The 16,182-nt window shown below is 71.6% G+C and carries 13 protein-coding genes and 1 tRNA gene; 1 reads left to right on the top strand and 13 read right to left on the bottom strand.

Annotated elements, in window-relative coordinates; translation table 11 throughout:
• Positions 1-40 precede the first annotated feature (40 nt).
• The 11 genes from rplT to ML01_RS06405 all read right to left on the bottom strand — a co-directional run bounded on the left by rplT (position 41) and on the right by ML01_RS06405 (position 12,202).
• Positions 41-397, bottom strand: a complete 357-nt coding sequence (gene rplT, locus ML01_RS06455; protein WP_058554573.1) for a 50S ribosomal protein L20 — start codon at positions 395-397, stop codon at positions 41-43.
• A 19-nt stretch (positions 398-416) separates the two neighbouring features.
• Positions 417-614 (bottom strand): 50S ribosomal protein L35, encoded by a 198-nt coding sequence (rpmI, locus tag ML01_RS06450; RefSeq protein WP_058554572.1) that lies wholly within the window; start codon positions 612-614, stop codon positions 417-419.
• Between the two features lie 168 nt (positions 615-782).
• Complete coding sequence (gene infC / locus ML01_RS06445; protein WP_371258187.1) at positions 783-1,301, bottom strand: translation initiation factor IF-3; 519 nt, start codon at positions 1,299-1,301, stop codon at positions 783-785.
• A 157-nt stretch (positions 1,302-1,458) separates the two neighbouring features.
• Positions 1,459-3,372, bottom strand: coding sequence for a threonine--tRNA ligase (thrS, locus tag ML01_RS06440; protein WP_058554571.1), 1,914 nt, complete (start codon positions 3,370-3,372; stop codon positions 1,459-1,461).
• Positions 3,373-3,540: 168 nt separating this feature from the next.
• Positions 3,541-3,617: transfer RNA gene (locus ML01_RS06435), tRNA-Val, on the bottom strand.
• An 85-nt stretch (positions 3,618-3,702) separates the two neighbouring features.
• On the bottom strand, positions 3,703-4,590 hold the full coding sequence (locus tag ML01_RS06430) for a formylglycine-generating enzyme family protein (RefSeq protein WP_058554570.1): 888 nt from the start codon (positions 4,588-4,590) through the stop codon (positions 3,703-3,705).
• Between the two features lie 267 nt (positions 4,591-4,857).
• Positions 4,858-8,172: a formylglycine-generating enzyme family protein gene (locus ML01_RS30105; protein WP_254045151.1), complete on the bottom strand. Its 3,315-nt coding sequence runs from the start codon at positions 8,170-8,172 to the stop codon at positions 4,858-4,860.
• A gap of 31 nt (positions 8,173-8,203) precedes the next feature.
• Entirely contained in the window at positions 8,204-9,196 is a 993-nt protein-coding gene (locus ML01_RS06420) for a MoxR family ATPase (protein ID WP_082674015.1), read from the bottom strand.
• Complete coding sequence (locus ML01_RS06415; protein ID WP_058554569.1) at positions 9,196-10,611, bottom strand: serine protease; 1,416 nt, start codon at positions 10,609-10,611, stop codon at positions 9,196-9,198. Before ML01_RS06415 ends, ML01_RS06420 begins: the two co-directional genes overlap by 1 nt.
• A gap of 4 nt (positions 10,612-10,615) precedes the next feature.
• Positions 10,616-10,984 carry a CU044_2847 family protein gene (locus tag ML01_RS06410; protein WP_058554568.1) on the bottom strand — a complete coding sequence of 123 codons (369 nt, stop codon included), beginning with the start codon at positions 10,982-10,984 and terminating at the stop codon, positions 10,616-10,618.
• Between the two features lie 312 nt (positions 10,985-11,296).
• The gene (locus ML01_RS06405; protein WP_058554567.1) at positions 11,297-12,202 is read right to left on the bottom strand and encodes an amidohydrolase family protein; all 906 of its coding nucleotides are present in this window, start codon (positions 12,200-12,202) and stop codon (positions 11,297-11,299) included.
• Positions 12,203-12,335: 133 nt separating this feature from the next.
• Between ML01_RS06405 and ML01_RS06400 the strand changes: the two genes are divergently transcribed.
• Positions 12,336-13,088: an MBL fold metallo-hydrolase gene (locus tag ML01_RS06400; RefSeq protein ID WP_058554566.1), complete on the top strand. Its 753-nt coding sequence runs from the start codon at positions 12,336-12,338 to the stop codon at positions 13,086-13,088.
• Between the two features lie 373 nt (positions 13,089-13,461).
• On the opposite strand, the gene ML01_RS06395 is transcribed toward ML01_RS06400, so the two are convergent.
• Entirely contained in the window at positions 13,462-14,850 is a 1,389-nt protein-coding gene (locus tag ML01_RS06395; RefSeq protein WP_058554565.1) for a VWA-like domain-containing protein, read from the bottom strand.
• 32 nt (positions 14,851-14,882) lie between these two features.
• Entirely contained in the window at positions 14,883-15,968 is a 1,086-nt protein-coding gene (locus ML01_RS06390) for an AAA family ATPase (protein WP_216819119.1), read from the bottom strand.
• Between the last annotated feature and the right edge of the window lie 214 nt (positions 15,969-16,182).

Genomic DNA, 16,182 nt, shown 5'->3' with positions numbered 1-16,182 from the left:
CTAGGGCCTAGGAGCTAGCCCCTAGCCCCTAGCACCTGACTTAAGCCAAGGCGGCCTTCGCCTGCTCGGCGATGGCGGCAAAGGCCGCATCGTCGGCGTAGGCGATCTCGGCGAGCACCTTGCGATCCATGTCGATGCCGGCCTTGTTCAGCCCGTCCATGAACCGGCTGTAGGACAGACCGTTCATGCGCGCGGCGGCGTTGATGCGCTGGATCCACAGCGCGCGGAAATCGCGCTTGCGCTGCCGACGATCGCGATAGGCGTACTGGCCGGCCTTGATGACCGCCTGCTTCGCAACGCGGAACACCTTGCTGCGGGCACCGTAGTAGCCCTTAGCCTCGTCGAGGATCTTCTTGTGGCGGGCGTGCGCGATGACGCCCCGTTTGACGCGTGCCATGTAACTGGACCTCCGGCGCTCAGCAGTAAGGGATCATGCGACGGGCGGCACGCACGTCGGACTTGTGCAGCACCTGCGGGCCGCGCAGATGACGCTTCCGCTTGGTGGCCTTTTTGGTCAGGATGTGGCGCCGATGCGACGCATTACGCTTGAACCCGCCGGCGGCGGTGCGGGAAAACCGCTTCGCCGCGCCGCGGTTGGTCTTGATCTTGGGCATTTTGGTTCTCCGTCTGGATTATTTGATGCGGCAGCCGGAAGCCCTTGACCCGGCGGCTGCTGGTTGTATGGCCGCGCTGCCTGCGGCCGTTCGGTCGTCCCGCCAGGGGCGGGATACTGCGGCGCACACCCCTGTTGAGCGGGGCGCGGCCGAGCGCGTGGGGAGGCGCTATTTCTTCCGCGGGCCGAGCACCATCACCATCTGCCGGCCCTCCATCTGCGGCTGCTGCTCGACGATGCTGATGTCGGCGAGGTCGGTCTCGACCCGCCGCAGCAGCTCGAGCCCGAGCTCCCGGTGCGCGTGCTCGCGACCGCGAAAGCGCATGGTGACCTTGGCCTTGTCGCCCTCGTGCAGAAACCGCTGCAGGTTGCGCAGCTTGACCTGGTAGTCGCCGATGTCGGTGCCGGGGCGGAACTTGACCTCCTTCACCTGCACCTGTTTCTGCTTCTTGCGCGCCTCGGACTTTTTCTTCTTCTGATCGAACAGAAAACGCCCGAAGTCCATCAGGCGGCAGACCGGCGGCTCCGCGGTGGGCACGATCTCCACCAGGTCCATGCCTTCCGCTTCCGCCCGCTCAAGGGCGGCGCGCAGGGTCAGGACGCCGATCTGGTCTCCTTCCGCGCCGATCAGGCGGATCTCGGATGCCGTGATCTCCTCGTTGACGCGGTTACGTTTTGATGCAGCGATAGCTAAGCTCCTCCCTCGGGGGCTGATTTCGTCAGGTGACCGCCGGTACAGGGCGCACCGCCCTGCCCGCATGCCAACACGACCGACAGGGCCGTCGTCACGGCGGGCAGTGCGGCAGGGTCGATCACCGTTGCGCCGTCAGTTCCGCGCGGCCTGTTCAGTTCCGCGCGGCGATGGCGGTAGTCAGGGTTTCGATGAAGGACTCGACGGGCATGACGCCGTGGTCCTGCCCTTGCCGATCCCTAACGGCCACCTGGCCCTGCTCGACCTCGCGGTCGCCGATGACGAGCAGGTATGGCACCCGGTGCAGCGTGTGGGCGCGGATTTTATAGCCGATCTTCTCGTTCCTCAAGTCCGACTCGGCGCGGAATCCCTTGTCCCGCAGCGTCTTAGTGACCTCGCGCACGTATTCCGCCTGGCGGTCGGTGATGTTCATGACCACCACCTGCACCGGCGACAGCCACACCGGCAAAATCCCGGCATAGTGCTCGATGAGGATGCCGATGAAGCGCTCCATGGACCCCAGGATGGCGCGATGGATCATCACCGGCACCTGGCGGCTGTTGTCCTCGGCGATGTAGTGCGCGTCGAGCCGCCCCGGCATCGAGAAGTCCACCTGGATGGTGCCGCACTGCCAGGCGCGACCGATGCTGTCGTGCAGCGTGAACTCGATCTTCGGCCCGTAGAAGGCGCCCTCCCCCGGCTTCACTTTGAAGTCGAGCCCCTTGGCGCGCAGGGACTGCTCCAGCGCGGCCTCGCCCTTGTCCCACAGCGCGTCGCTGCCGACGCGCTTGTCGGGACGCAGCGACAGCGCCAGCTCAATGCTGTCGAAGCCGAAGTCCCGGTAGGTCTCGAACACCATGTCGATGAGCGTCGACACCTCCGCCTGGAGCTGCTCCTCGGTGCAGAAGACATGCGCGTCGTCCTGCGTGAAGCGGCGCGCGCGCATCAGCCCGTGCAGCGTCCCGGACGGCTCGTTGCGGTGCACGACGCCGAACTCGGCGATGCGCAGCGGCAAATCGTGGTGGCTCTTCAGCCCCTGGTTGAAGAGCTGGATGTGCCCCGGACAGTTCATGGGCTTGATCGCAAAGTCGTGGTCGTCCAGGTGCGTCGTGAACATATCGTCCGCGAACTTCTCCCAGTGACCGGACCGCTCCCACAGCGAGCGGTCGAGCACCTGCGGCGTCTCGACCTCCTGGTAGCCGTACTCGTCCAGCTTGGCGCGCATGTAGCGCTCGACTTCCCGATAGATGACCCGGCCCTTGTGGTGCCAGAAGGCCATGCCCGGGGCTTCGTCCTGGAAGTGGAACAGATCGAGCTGCTTGCCGAGCTTGCGGTGGTCGCGCTTCTCGGCCTCCTCCAGGCGATGCAGGTAGGCCTTGAGCTCCTTCTTGTCGCGCCAGGCCGTGCCGTAGATGCGCTGTAGCATCGGGTTGCGGGAGTCGCCCCGCCAGTAGGCGCCGGCCAGCTTCATGAGCTTGAAGCCTTGGCCCAGCTTGCCCGTGCTCGGCAGGTGCGGGCCGCGGCAGACGTCGAACCACTCGCCCTGGCGATACACCGAGACCTCTTCGCCCTCGGGGATGATGTCGTCGATGATCTGGACCTTGTAGGTCTCGCCGAGACCGCCGAAGACGCGCTTGGCCTCCTCGCGCTCCCAGACCTCGCGCGCGATGGGCAGGTCGCGGGCGACGATCTCGTGCATGCGCTGCTCAATGGCGGCCAAGTCCTCCGGCGTGAAGGGCTCGTCGCGCGCGAAGTCGTAGTAAAAACCGTTCTCGATGGCCGGGCCGATGGTCACCTGCGTGCCCGGATAGAGCTCCTGCACGGCCTGCGCCATGACATGGGCGGCATCGTGGCGCAGCAGCTCCAGCGCCTCCTCGTCCTTGGCCGTGACCATGGACACCTCGGCATCCTCGGCAACGACGCAGCTCGCATCCACCAGGCGGCCGTTGACGCGCCCGGCCAGGGTTGCCTTCGCGAGCCCGGGACCGATGCTGGCGGCGATGGCCTGCACCGTCACCGGCGCATCGAAGCTGCGGACGGAACCGTCGGGGAGCGTAATCTGCGGCATCGGGAGACCTGCGTGCTTTTCAGTGGCGATCGATACGAGGGATCGCTTGAACCTCATCGTCCTTTAGCCCATCCAGCCCGATTCCGGCCGGGCCGAACCGCCGCCGCGCGCGCCGCGACGGCAGAAAAACAAAAGCCGCCAAGCCCCTAGAGGCCGGCGGCCCGAAGTTGGTAGGCGCGAGTGGACTCGAACCACCGACCCCCACCATGTCAAGGTGGTGCTCTAACCAACTGAGCTACGCGCCTGCAAGCCGCGCATTATAGGGGGAGCCTTCCAGCGCCCGCAAGCACCGGATGCAAAGCCGGCGCGATGCCGCCTGCGCGTGCCGGTTCACGCCCAATCCGCCGGCCCCTGCTCGCCTGCCTGCCCGCCCGCCTGGGGGGAAGGCCCTCGGGCAAGCCGGAAGCCGACGTTCCAGTAGCGGTAGGCCGGCACGTCGGCGATGCGGTGGGCGGAGCGGCACCACCTGGCGCTGCCGAGCCAGCGGCCGCCGCGCAGCACGCGCTCGCGGCCCGCCGACGGGCCGGTCGGGTCCCGGACCAGCCGTTTGGGATAGTCGCCCAGCCAGTCCTGGCACCATTCATAGACGTTGCCGTGCATCTGATACAGGCCCCAGCCGTTGGCCGGCAGCGCCCTGACCTCGAGGGTCTGCTGCCGATAAAGCCCCTTCGCGCCGCCGGCATACGGAAAGTTGCCGTCGTAGTTGGCCTGGTCCGTGGTGAGCCGGTCGCCGAAGCTGAACGGCGTCGTGGTGCCGGCGCGGCAGCCGTATTCCCACTCGGCCTCGGTCGGCAGACGGGCGTCGAGTCCCGGCACGCATGCGTTCAGCGCCGGCAGGAAGCGCTCGACGACATCATCCCAGCTCACCCGCTCCACCGGGCGCTCCGGCCCGTGGAAATCGCTCGGCGTCTCGGCCAGCACCGCCCGCCACAGCGCCTGCGTGCAGGCGGTGTCCGCCAGCCAGAGGCCCCGGGTCAGCAGCACCGGGTGCTGCTGCTCGTTGTCGCGCCGCTCGGGCTCGTCGTCCGGGGAGCCCATCAGGAAGGCGCCCGGCGGCAGCCAGCGCAAGTGCTGCACCACATCCCCCACGGCAAAGGCCTGCCAGAGACCCCGGTCATCCTGGCCGAAGGCACAGGCCCAGGCCTCCGGGAACAGGGCCGGCAGCCGAGGCTGGGCAGCAGGCGAGACGGATTCCGGGCTCAGGGCGTCGTCTGGCATGGGATCACGCGGACATGCGGCGGACGGCCGGCGGGCGTTCGGGCGGCCCGCTGCCAGGCCCCCTACTTGCGCGCCGGCGCCCTTCCTGTTCGCCGCCCGACCCGCGTGGCAGGTGCCCGCCTCGCTCCGACGCGTAAGCCGGGGAGCGCGTGGCCGGCGCTCCAGCGCCGCGCGTCCCCCGCCCGCTGGCGCAGCGCGCCCGGGTCGCTGGAGCGTCAGGCCTTGCTCCCCGGCTTCCGCGTGGGAGCCAGTCGGAAAAGCGGTACTTCATTTGCGTCGCCTCCCCAATAGCCGGCGCAGGAATCCGCCGCTGTCGGTTGGTTTGTCCGGACTCGGTCGCTCGGGGCGCTCGCCCCGTGGCAGCGGCGCCGGCACGGCGGGCTCGGTCGCCGGGGCTCCGCCACCGGCGCCCGTGCCCGCCGCGCCCGCGCCGCTGCCCTGCCCGCCTGCCTGCTCGCCTGCCAGGGGGGAAGGCCCTCGGGCAAGCCGGAAGCCGGCGTCACTGCTGCGGGAGGCCGGCCCGCGGGCGTCGCGGAAGGCGGAGCGGCACCACCTGGCGCGGCCGTTCCAGTAGCCGCCGCGCAGCACGCGCCCGCGGCCCGCCGATGATCCGATCGGGTCCTTCACCAGCGACTCGGGATAGTCCCCCAGCCAGTCCTGGCACCATTCGTAGACATTGCCGTGCATCTGATACAGCCCCCATTGGTTGGCCGGCAGCGCCTTGACATCGAGCGCATGCGCGCGGTACTCGCCCTGCTCGCCGCCGGCATAAGGATAGTTGCCGTCGTAGTTGGCCTGGTCCGTGCTGAGCCGGTCGCCGAAGCTGAAGGGCGTCGTCGTCCCGGCGCGGCAAGCGTATTCCCACTCGGCCTCCGTCGGCAGCCGGGCTTCGAGCCCCGGCACGCATGCGTTCAGCGCCGGCAGGAAGCGCTCGACGACAGCCTCCCAGCTCACCTGCTCCACGGGCCGTTCCGGGCCTTGAAACCCGCTCGGCGTCTCGCCGAGCACGGCCTGCCACAGCGCCTGCGTGCAGGCGGTGTCCGCGAGCCAGAGGCCCCGGGTCAGCAGCACCGGGTGCTGTTGCTCGTCTTTGTCCCGATCGGGCTCGTCCTCCGGCGAGCCCATGAGAAATTCCCCCGGGGGCAGCCAGCGCAGCCGCTGCACCACGCCGGCGACGCTGAATTCGGCCCAGAGGCCATGGGCGTCGAGGCCGTGGCGCTCGGCCCAGTCCGGTGCCGGCAGCAGGGCGGTCCGGATGAGACCCACAGCGGTCGCCGATTCTGGTGCCAACCGAGAGCCCCGGGTGCCGGCCTGCTCGAACAGCGCCGCGTCCCACCAGGCGCCCTCGGGCAGCGGCAGCGGGTCGTCCAGCCCGGCGACGGCGAGTGGCCCGGCGGGCTGCCAGTACAGGCGGCAGCGCGGGCCCTGGTGGTCGGTGGCGGCCTTGTCCGCCGGGCCCAGCAGCTCGGGCGCTGGCTCGGCGAACAGCCCGAGCCCGTCGCGCCCGAGCCCGCGTGCCCAGGGGGGCCGGCGGATGGCCTCCAGTATCCAGCGGGTGTCGCCGGCGGTGATGCGCCAGCGCCGGTCCTGCGCCGGCGGGCGCGACTCGCCAAGGCGGAGACCGCTGCCGAGCGCGGAGGCCCGCAGCCGCTGCGCCAAGTCGTCGCGCCCGGCAGCAGCGTCGGCCCCGGGCGCGCGGGCCGGCTCCAGCTCCCAGTAGGCACCGGCGAGGCTGCCGTGCGCGAGCACGGCCGCGGGCGCGGGTCCGTCGGCGGCATAGAGCCCGATGGCCTCGCCCTGCTGGGCGAGCAGCACGGGCCGCTCCGGGTCGTCCGGCGCCAGCAGCCAGCGCAGCAGGTCCGGGTCGAGGCCGGGCGGCAGCGCCGCGAGCGCGCCGGCGCGCAGCTCCGTCTGCTTGGCCAGCGCCCAGGCGGTGGCCAGCTCGCGGTGCCGCGCGAGCAGCGCCGGCCGGCGCCGGCCCAGGCCGGCGATGGCGGCGGTGAGCGGCGGGTGCTGGCCGCCGCGGTCCGGCCGATGCAGGGTGGCCGCCCAGTGCTCCGCGTCGCGCAGGGCCTGCGCCAGGGCCGCGGCGACGGGCTGCGGCAGGCCGGCGTCCGCGCCGGCGCCGGCGAGCGCCGCGGCGGCCAGGGCCTCTTCGAGGCGCACGAAGGGGGAGCTGTGCCGATGAAACTCCGCACGCGCTGTGAGGATGGCCCGGCGCGTCGCGGCCGGCAGCGCCCGAAACGCGGCCTCGGCGGCGGCGCGCCGGTCCGGGCGCAGCGCGCAGGCGAGCTCGTCGGCCACCAGGTCCGGGTGGTTCCAGGCCGCGTGCTCGCTGCCGATGTCCGGGTACGGGGCCAAGTCCGAGTCCAAGTCCGGGCCCAAGTCCGAGCCCTGACCGGCCAGCAGCAGGCGCAGGCGGCGCAGCAGCGCGGGCTCGGTGCGGGCGCCGGGGGCGAGCGCCGCGAGCAGGGCGGCGGTCGCCGGGTCGGTGGCGGGCGGCTCGGCGTCCGCCGCGGCGTCCGGCGTGATCGGCGAGCTTGGGTCGAGCGTGCGCAGCGGCGGCGGCGCGCGCGGGCGCTCCGGCTCCGGGTCGGGGCTCGGCCGCCGCGGGCGCGCCAGGCGCAGCGGCGCGCCGCGCTCCAGCAGGGCGCAGGCGAAGCGGCGACTGACGGCGGGCGTGAGCAGCCGCGGCGGCACCGGGGCGAGCAGCAGCGGGCGCATGCCGGCGCGGGCGCTGCGCTCGGCCAGCGCGAGCCAGTGGCGATGCCTGCTGCCGTGGGGGTCGTACAGGCCGGCGTCGCCGAGGATGATGAGCGGCGTGCCGTCGGCGATGGCGAGCGGCCTGCGCGGGCCGGCGTCCGCGCCGAGGCGTTCCAGGTCCAGCGGGCTGCCGCCGTGCGTGGCGAGCCGGAGCAAGCGCCGGCCGAGGGCGGCCTCCAGCCGCTCCGCCCAGGCCCAGAGGTCGTGCTGAAAGGGGCGCAGCGCCGGCGACAGGTCCAGCACCAGGTGCACCAGGCCGGGCCAGCGCGGCCGGCGGCGACGCGGCAGGCGCTCCGGCAGCCGGCAGCGGGCGAGGCAGTCGCAGAGGCGCTCCAGGTCCAGCGCCCGACCCGCCCGCGGCCGGGCCAGCACCTGGCGCAGGAACCTGGCCTGGCGCGGTGCCGGCGCCAGGGCCGCCGGCCGCGGCGGCGGCTGGCCGCGGTCGGCCTGCGGCAGCGCGTCCCAGGGCGTGGCGTCGGCGAGCCAGCCGGGCACGCGGCGGGCGCTCGGGTCGGGTGGCCGCCGCTCGACGGCGGCGATGCGCCAGAACGGCAGGTCCGGCAGGTCGGCGGGGCGGTAGGGCGCGGGCTTGGGCGCGGTGTCGGCGGCGTCGGACTCCGGCGCGGTGCGGGCGCGCGGGGCCGGCGCCGCGTCGGTCTTGTCGGCGGGCGGCGGGTTTGGCCGCGGACGCTGCGCCACGGGCTCGAAGCCCAGCGCCGCTGCCGCCGCCGGCCATTCGGCGCGGTCCAGCCGGGCGATGACCTGCGCCAGCGCGGCGCGGCCGAGCATGCCGGGGCGGGCGTGTGCGCTCTGGGTCACCGGGTCTCCTTGGGGCGCCGGCAATCCGGCGTCAGTCGGCGTCGTCGGACTTGCGCAACGCGAAGCCCGCGAGCTGGCCCAGCAGCTCCTGCTGCTTGGGCTCGGTTGGCTCCAGTCGCGCGACGGCGATGACGAGGTCCAGGTACTCGGCGAGCCCCGGCTGGTAGCGCTGGCTCTGCTCGGCGGCGCGGCGGTCGTCGAGGAGCAGCCGGGCGGCGGCGGCGAGCACGTCGTCGAAGCAGCAGGCCGCGAGCCCGAGCCGCTCCAGGTGCAGCCGGCCCATGCCGGCGAGCCACGGGGCCAGCGGCTCCGGCAGCCGCAGGGTGCGCACCAGGCAGCGGCGCAGGAAGGCGTTGGGCAGCTCGCGCTCCTCGTTGGTGGTGATGATCACCAGCGGCGGCCGGGCGCCGCGGATGACCTGCCGGCCGAGCAGCGGCACCGTGAAGCCGCGGTTGCCGAGCAGCTCCAAAAAGGCGTTCGGCAGGTCCGGGTCGGCCTTGTCGATCTCGTCGATGAGCAGCACCGTGCCCGCCTCCTGGCGCCAGCCCGCGGGGGCGTCCGGGCGCTCGCCCTGCTGCTGCGCCTGCCATTGGCGCTCCGCGCTGGTCCAGTCGTAGGCCCACCAGAGCGGGCCGGGGCTCAGATAGTCGCCGGGCGGGCCGGCGCCTTGGCCGGACTGGGCGTCGGCGAGCCTGGCCACGGCATCGTGCTGCCAGAGCAGGTCCGCCGCCTCGGTGCGCCCGTCGATGGTGACGGAGACGAAGAGCCGCCCGGCCGCCGCGGCGGCGGCCCGCGCCGTCTGGCTCTTGCCGGTGCCGGGGTCGCCGCGGATCAGGAGCGGGCGCTCGGCGGCCTCGGCGGCGCGCAGCGCCGCGGCGGTGTCGGCGTCGAAGCGGTGGATCGACTTGGGCCAGGTGCCCTGCTCGGGGAGCGGGATGGGGGGGCCGATGGGGTAAACGGGGATGGGGTGCGGCGGCGGCTGTTCCGCGCCCGGGGCATCGGTTGGGTTGTCGCCGGCCGGCATCAATGCGTCTCCAGCAGGGTCAGATACTCGCGCACGCTGTCGATGAGCTCCGCCTCTTCGACCAACAGCAGCGGACAGTCGCCGTCCTCGTACAACACCATCCCGATGCGCAGTTCATCGGCCCAGCGGCGATAGTGGCTGTCGTTCAGCCAGGCCGCGGTGCCGGCTGCGGCGAACAAGTAGCGGCGGCCATCACGCCGGTCATGCCGGGCAATGCGGGCGATGAGCTGCTGCTCGTGCTTCGGCTCGATGCGCGCCGGCAGCGCCTCGTCCATCACGGTCACCCACAGCTTCGACAGCAGCTCCGCGCGCAGGTCTTCGCCCTGGCCGCCGGCGATGAGGTCGTCGTGGTGCACGGCGTAGGCGCTGGCGATGTCGCTGGAGCGCGGCCTCGCCTGCAACAGGTTGGGCAGGTCCTCGACGGCGAAGTAGACCGCATCGGCGGTGCCGGGGAACCGGCAGGCGACGTGCAGGCGCATGGGATCGCGGTCGAGCTTGTCGAGCGCGTTCGCGTCGCCGGCATCGACGGCGAGCTTGAGCAGCTCGGAGATCAGCCGCAGCCCGCAGGTGCGCGCGCGGCCGAGCCGGTCCGGACCGCCGGCGCCGGTCCGCGCCTCGTCGAGCAGCTTGCGCGTCGCGACGAAGAGCCCGTCGATCAGCGCCGGCAGTTGCTCCGCCGGCTCGGCGTCCGCGCTGCCGCCGAGCGGGTCGCCGCCCCAGAGCCGCGTCATCTGCTCCGGGCAGTCGTCCCTGAGGATGGCGCGGATGCGCTCGCGCACGCGCCGGGCAAGCTCCAGCGAGGCACCCGAGCGGCGCATCCGCGGTGCCGACTCGGCGCCCGGCGCGCAGACCGGCGCCGGCGAGCGCAAGACATCGTCCAGCCAAGGCTGGAGCCGATGCATGGCAATGGCGCGGCAGAGCGGATCGGCGCTGGCCCGCTTCACGAGCAGGCCGATGGCGAGGCCGTCCACCTCCAGCACGCCGCCGCTGTGACCCCGGGCGTTCTCGGGCATCACGATGTACTCGTGCGCGTCGTGGTCGTAGCCGGCAACGCCGAAGCTCGGCGGGCTGACGCGTCGGTAAGTGTGCGGGTCGATGGCGCGCAACACCGCGGCGCGCCCCGTAAAGTCGAGATTCGCGCGCGTCAGCAGATTCGGCGGCGAGACGCCCGCAACGGCACTCGCCAGCTCCAGGATCGCCGCGTCCAGCTCTCGATGGCGCTGCAAGACCCTGGCCGCGACATCGTCGTCGACGCCGTCGATGAGCCGCACGTAGACCGGCGCGTCGGGCTGCATGCCCTCGAAGGCGTGCTTGACGGTCAGGATGTGTGCCGGGCCGAGCAGCAGACCCGAGCACAGGAAGCCGTTGCGGTCCGGGCGCTGCCATAGGCTCACGATCTGCGGTGCTGTCGCCATCGCCTCAGCGCCGCTTCGCCCGCCTCAGCCAGCCGCGCTCCCGCGGCGCTGGCTTGCTCCATGTCGCCGTCACCTTGACGGCGGCGTTGGCCTCGCCCTTGGCGACGAAGGGCACGCCGGTCTCGCCTTTGAAGCCCATCGTGATCTCCATGGTCCACTCCGCGGCGCCGGCGACCGCGAGCGAGCGGCGCACCGGGGCGGTGAGCACGGCGACCAAGCCGCTGATGCGCTCGCCCATGTCCGCGCCGTCGGCTGCGCTCAAGCCGCCCTTGCTGGTGTTCTCCCAGCGGCCGTCGCCGCCGGCCTCGATGTCGAGATCCGTCACCTCGACCAGGATGGGCTGCCCATCCACCTCGATCTGCTTCAGTGCCATGGTTGTCGCTGCTCCCGCCGTCTGCGCGTTGTCGCAGCGAGAGTATAGGGCACACCCGGGAGACGGTCGCAGCCCGAGCACGGATCGGCGGGACTTCGCGACGTGCCGAGTCAGGGTTGACGACTAGCAAGGCAGAGCCTCAGACCGACCAGGGCAAGGTGGCGTCGTCCTGCACAGCCCACTCGTTGTCGCAAGTGAAGCAAGGGCCAAGGCGGGCTCCCTTGGTCCTTGGTCCTTGGCCCTTTGTCCCTCAAAGCGCCTTGTCGTCGTAAAACTTGACTCACCTGCAAGCATTTGGCGCCGTCGAGCAAACTAGGACGACGGCAGCCAGCCGAGGCCGTGTGCCCGATCGGCTGGCTCGGCGTCGCCGAACAGCCTGTTCGCATTCCCACTGGCAAGCTGTTCCGCGACCTCCGGCGGCAACTGCGCGAGCCACGCGCGGATCTCCGCCGCCACGGCATCGAAGCCCTGCCAGCGCTTGGTCCAGTAGGTATCGACGCCCACCAGCACGCGGTCGGCGTGCGCGATGAAGAAGTCGCGCCAGAGCGGCTTGAGCCGGCCGCGAGCATCGACGAAGCGGCCGTCGCGCACGGAGGTATCGACATATAGGTTCGGATGCTGCGCCAACGCGGGCGCCAGCGCGTCCGGATGCGGCTTGGTGCCGAGGTGCGCCCACAGCACCGTCAGCCCGGGCTGGCGCGCAAAGAGGGCGTCAATCACTTCCACATCGCCGTGCACCTGGAGCAGCAGCCCGCGCTCGGCGGCGAGGTCCGCGAGCGCCATCAGCACGGCGCTCTCGGCATCCTTCGCGAAGATGTGCAGCTCGCCGATGCCGCGGTAGAGGCCGCCGGCGTCGAGCATGTCCCGCACCCGCGCCGGCAGCTCGGCGTCGTGCATCCAGTTGACCTTGGGGTCGGGGCCGCGGTAGACGTTGAGAAACGGAATGATCCGCGCGGGCGCCGCCGCGTGGAGCCGCTCTACTGCCCGGTTCGGCAGGCCGGAGACGACGGCCCGGGTGACGCCGTTGCGGTCTAGGATGCCGATGATCTCGATCGGTGACAGCGCCGCGGCATCGATGCCGGTGTAGTGCAGATGCGCATCGAAGATCGGCAGCACGGACTCGTCGGCGTGCAGCCAGGTGCCGCCGGCGCCGAGTGCGGCGAGCAGCAGGCACGCGAGGCGCCGGCGCAAGGCCAGCCAGTGGATCGCATCAGGCAATGTGACCTCCAAGTAATGCCGCAGCGTGTCGAGGGCGCAGAGAGACCCCGGTTGTGCCACGGCGGAGCGCCCGCGACAATCCTTCCATTCCACGCAAGCCCCACCGCACAACCGACACGATCCGGAGCAAGCCATGATCTTCAAACAACTGCTGGAGGCGGACTCCTGCACCTATACCTACCTCATCGGCTGCGAGGAGACGCGCCAGGCGATCCTCATCGACCCCGTGCTCGATACCGTCGAGCGCGACCTGCAACTGCTAAAAGACTTGGGCCTGAGCTTGCTGGCGACGCTGGAGACGCACGTCCATGCCGACCATCTCACCAGCGCCAAGCGCCTCAAGGGCCGCACCGGCTGCAAGACGGCCTACCCGAAGATGCTCGGCCTGCCCTGCGCCGACCTCGGCGTGCAGGAGGGCGAGCCCTTCCAGGTGGGCTCCGTCAGCCTGCATCCGCTGTTCACGCCCGGGCACACGGATCACCACCACGCCTACCTCATCGACACGCCGGTGCAGAAGCTCCTGTTCACCGGCGATGCGCTGCTGATCGAGGCCTGCGGGCGCACGGATTTTCAGTCTGGCAGCGCGGGCGACTTGTACAACAGCATCCATAACAAGCTCTTCTCGCTGCCCGATGAGACACTGGTCTACCCGGGCCACGACTATGAGCAGCGCTTCGTCACCAGCATCGCGCAGGAGAAGGCGCGCAACCCGCGCTTGGGCGGCGGACGCACCAAGGAGGACTTCGTGGCGCTGATGAACGGGCTCGACCTGCCCTACCCGCGCAAGATCGACTTCGCCGTGCCCGGCAACGAGGCCTGCGGCGAATGTCCGGCCAATGTGCCGGAGCAGTTCCGCGGGCCTTGTGCCGCGAGCGACCAAGGCTGACGTGGCAGGCCGCACGCGCTGCGCCGATCGCGTGACGCGTGGATGGCGTTTGCTAATGGGTCCAGGCGTCGAACAGCACCTGCGCCGCCGCTTGGCGCGTGAACATAGGGGCTCCTGATCGTCGTGTGCGATAGGGCAGAGCTTAGTCGATCGCGTGCACGGGCGCTTCAGGGCGCAGAGCGCCCGCAGATGCGTGACACCGCTGGAGCGGTGTCACGAGGGCCATCGCGCTGGCACGAGCGCCGGGGTGCTAGCACAAGCGCCGCCGCGGTGGGGGGCGCTCTGCGCCCCGCACGGGCGGCCGCCGGAGGCTCGGGCGGGCGCTTGGGCAACTGGCGGGCGGGCCGGCTGGAAGCCGGCCCCACTGCTGCTGCTACTCGAGCACCAGCTTGCGCCCGAAGGGCGGCTCCATGGGCTCGGCGCTCGCGGGCACGGCCCAGAGCACCGGGAAGGGCGGGCAGTAGTCCACGCGGCCGTCCAGGTCGGTCAGGAACACGGCCATGTCCGGGCCGTGGCGCGCGGCCTCGGTGAGCAGCGGCGTGAAGTCGGTGCCGCCGCCGCCGTGGAATTCGATGTCGCGCAGGTTGGAGCGGCCGGGCTCGAAGAACCGCACGTCGCGCACCTTGTCGTCGCCGATGACGACCAGCACGCGCGCCTCCAAGCGCCGGCTGATGGACTGAAGCTCCGCGGCGAAGCGGTGCATCAGCGCGTCGTCCACGGAGCCCGACACGTCCACGAGCACCGCGAGCCGCGCGACGGCGCGGGACGACGCCCGCCCCGGCTCCCAGGGCATGCGCATGCCGCCGCCCTGCCCATCCCGACCGCCGACCCGGCCGCGATTGGCCAGATACGAGCGCGACGGCCGCGACCACGACAGCTCCGGCTGCATGGACAGCCCGCGGGCGAGTTGCGTGCGGAGCAATTGCTCCCAGGGCGTGCGGACCTTCGGCAGGTCCGCGAGCAGCGCGCGCAGCATGGAGTGCACGCCGTCGCCGGCGTGGGCGCGGGTGATGCGCTCGCGCCAGTCGCGGGCGTGCTCGGCCTCTGCCTCCGGGTGCTCGGCGTCGGCGGCCGGCAGCAGGTCGCGGATGATGGCGCCGGCGATGTGCCGCGCCCGGGCCGCCCGCGGGCCGTCTTCCTTGGCCTCGGTGCCGCCCTGCTCGGACTCGCCGCTGCGCCGGCTGCGGCCCTGGTCGTGGTCGCGCTGGCCCTTGCCGCCGCGGCGGGTGCCGCTGCCGCCGCTGCCGGCGGCGCGATCGTCCACGGCGCGATAGAGCCGCTCCACGTCCCAGTCCAGCAGCGCCTTGTCCGGCGACTCCAGGCGCATCAGCGAGCCGGCCAGCAGCTCCTCCAGCAGCACCGAGCCCTCCGGGAGCCGAAGCCAGGTCAGGTGCGACAGCGTGCTGTTGACGATGGCGTCCGCGCAGATGTTGAACAGCTCCGGGTCGACGTCGCCGATGAGCCGTTGCAGCTCGGCTTGGCGCTGCGGGTGGCGGAGCGCCACGTGCAGCACCTGATGCGCGACGACGCCGGTCTGCACCGAGAGCGGCAGTGCCTCGAAGCCCGGGCCGTAGTAGATGGTTGCGCCGTCGTTGGCGGCGATGAGTCGGCCGTCGCTTTCGGACTCGGCATCGACGTGCCGGATCCAGAGCGCGAGCCCGCCCGTGGACGGCGCGTACTCCACCATCCGCTGCACGGCGCGGGTGCCGCGGTGCTCGTAGACGGCGCTGCGGCGGGGGGCGTGCTCGGCTTGCCCGGACATGGCGGTTGGTGCGGCCTGATGACCGGCGCGGCTCAAGCCGCCGCCCGCGCCTCGCTGTAGCGCCGATAGGCCGGGCTCGCCAGCACGGCGCCCTCCAGCCCGCGCTCCAACGCACGCTGGAACAACAGCTCCATGCCCAGCGTCTGCACCTCGCGGATCGGCAGCGGCGCGTCGCTCTGCACGTCCGGGAGCTGGTCCAGGATGGCCAGCGCGCGCGCCATGCGCGGCGCGTCCGTCGCCATGGCGACCAGCGCGTAGAGCATGCCGTAGAGGCCGTCCAGGCTCGTCGGCAGGAGCGCCGCGGTGGCCTCGCCGGGCTCGGCGTCCAGCAGCGCGAGCACGTCCGTGCCGGCCTGGATCTCCCGCAGCACGCCGAAGAATTCCGCCGCATTGGGCGCCCCGATACGCCCCTGCACGAAGACGCGCTTGCCGGCCTCGGACAACAGGTCCGACTTCAGCACGCTCGACACGTCCTCCCAGCCGCGCGGGCTCGCGCCGACCAGATGATCATTCGCGAGCTGGCTCGCGGTGTCGTCGAGCTTGTCCGGGCGGACCTTCAGATACGCCATCACCTCCGGTGCCAGGTCATTGGCCAGGGCGTAGGCCAGAAAGGCGTCGATGACCGACTGCACGTTGAAGTGGAACATGCGGTCCGCCAGCGCCGTGCCCATGTCGTGGCTCACGGCGCCGTGGAAGGCCGCATTGCCCGCGACGACGATCTGCCAGCCGTCCGGCAGCCGGTAGTTGCCGACGCGCCGGTCCAGGATCAGCGAGTAGGCCGAAATCTGCAGCCGCTGATCGGCCGCCGTCAGCTCGTCCAGGAACAGGATGCCGTCCGGCGAGCCGGCCTCGGGCAGGAACTCCGGCGGGAACCAGACTGTCTTGGCCTGGCGCTCGTCGGCAAAGATCGCCCCGCGGATGTCTACGGGCTCGATCGTCGTGAGCCGCAGATCGATCAACGGCACGTCGAAGTGCGCCGCCACCTGCCGCACGATGGACGACTTGCCCACCCCGCGGGTGCCCCAGAGCATGGACGCCCGCCGACGCAGCACCGGGTCCGCGAACTGCTCGATGAGCGCGTCCTTCACCGCCGCGATGGAGACGGGCGGGATGTTCATCGGGTTGCCTTGCAAGCGTCGCTCCTATGGGTTTGGTTGTCTTGCAGGACCAGGCCAATGCCTGGTTATCGACCCAGCGTACCGGATTTTGGACGGCAGAAGGGCCAAGGGCCAAGGCAGCCATCCTCGGCCCTCGGCCCTCGGCCCCAAGTGTACTTGCGTCCACGAGCGGGTTGCTCGACACGGCACACCCCGCCCGCGCCGGTGTAAGGCT

Source organism: Thiohalocapsa sp. ML1, assembly GCF_001469165.1.
GTDB lineage: Bacteria > Pseudomonadota > Gammaproteobacteria > Chromatiales > Chromatiaceae > Thiohalocapsa.
The sequence above is the reverse complement of the archived record's forward strand: the minus strand, read 5'-3'. Positions and strand labels throughout refer to the sequence as shown.

What these genes read in the sequence shown, in the direction of transcription:
- rplT (WP_058554573.1), bottom strand. Translation starts at nt 397, where the DNA reads ATGGCACGCGTCAAACGGGGCGTCATCGCGCACGCCCGCCACAAGAAG.
- ML01_RS06390 (WP_216819119.1), bottom strand. Translation starts at nt 15,968, where the DNA reads ATGAACATCCCGCCCGTCTCCATCGCGGCGGTGAAGGACGCGCTCATC.
- thrS (WP_058554571.1), bottom strand. Translation starts at nt 3,372, where the DNA reads ATGCCGCAGATTACGCTCCCCGACGGTTCCGTCCGCAGCTTCGATGCG.
- rpmI (WP_058554572.1), bottom strand. Translation starts at nt 614, where the DNA reads ATGCCCAAGATCAAGACCAACCGCGGCGCGGCGAAGCGGTTTTCCCGC.
- ML01_RS06415 (WP_058554569.1), bottom strand. Translation starts at nt 10,611, where the DNA reads ATGGCGACAGCACCGCAGATCGTGAGCCTATGGCAGCGCCCGGACCGC.
- ML01_RS06410 (WP_058554568.1), bottom strand. Translation starts at nt 10,984, where the DNA reads ATGGCACTGAAGCAGATCGAGGTGGATGGGCAGCCCATCCTGGTCGAG.
- ML01_RS06420 (WP_082674015.1), bottom strand. Translation starts at nt 9,196, where the DNA reads ATGCCGGCCGGCGACAACCCAACCGATGCCCCGGGCGCGGAACAGCCG.
- ML01_RS06430 (WP_058554570.1), bottom strand. Translation starts at nt 4,590, where the DNA reads ATGCCAGACGACGCCCTGAGCCCGGAATCCGTCTCGCCTGCTGCCCAG.
- ML01_RS06400 (WP_058554566.1), top strand. Translation starts at nt 12,336, where the DNA reads ATGATCTTCAAACAACTGCTGGAGGCGGACTCCTGCACCTATACCTAC.
- ML01_RS06395 (WP_058554565.1), bottom strand. Translation starts at nt 14,850, where the DNA reads ATGTCCGGGCAAGCCGAGCACGCCCCCCGCCGCAGCGCCGTCTACGAG.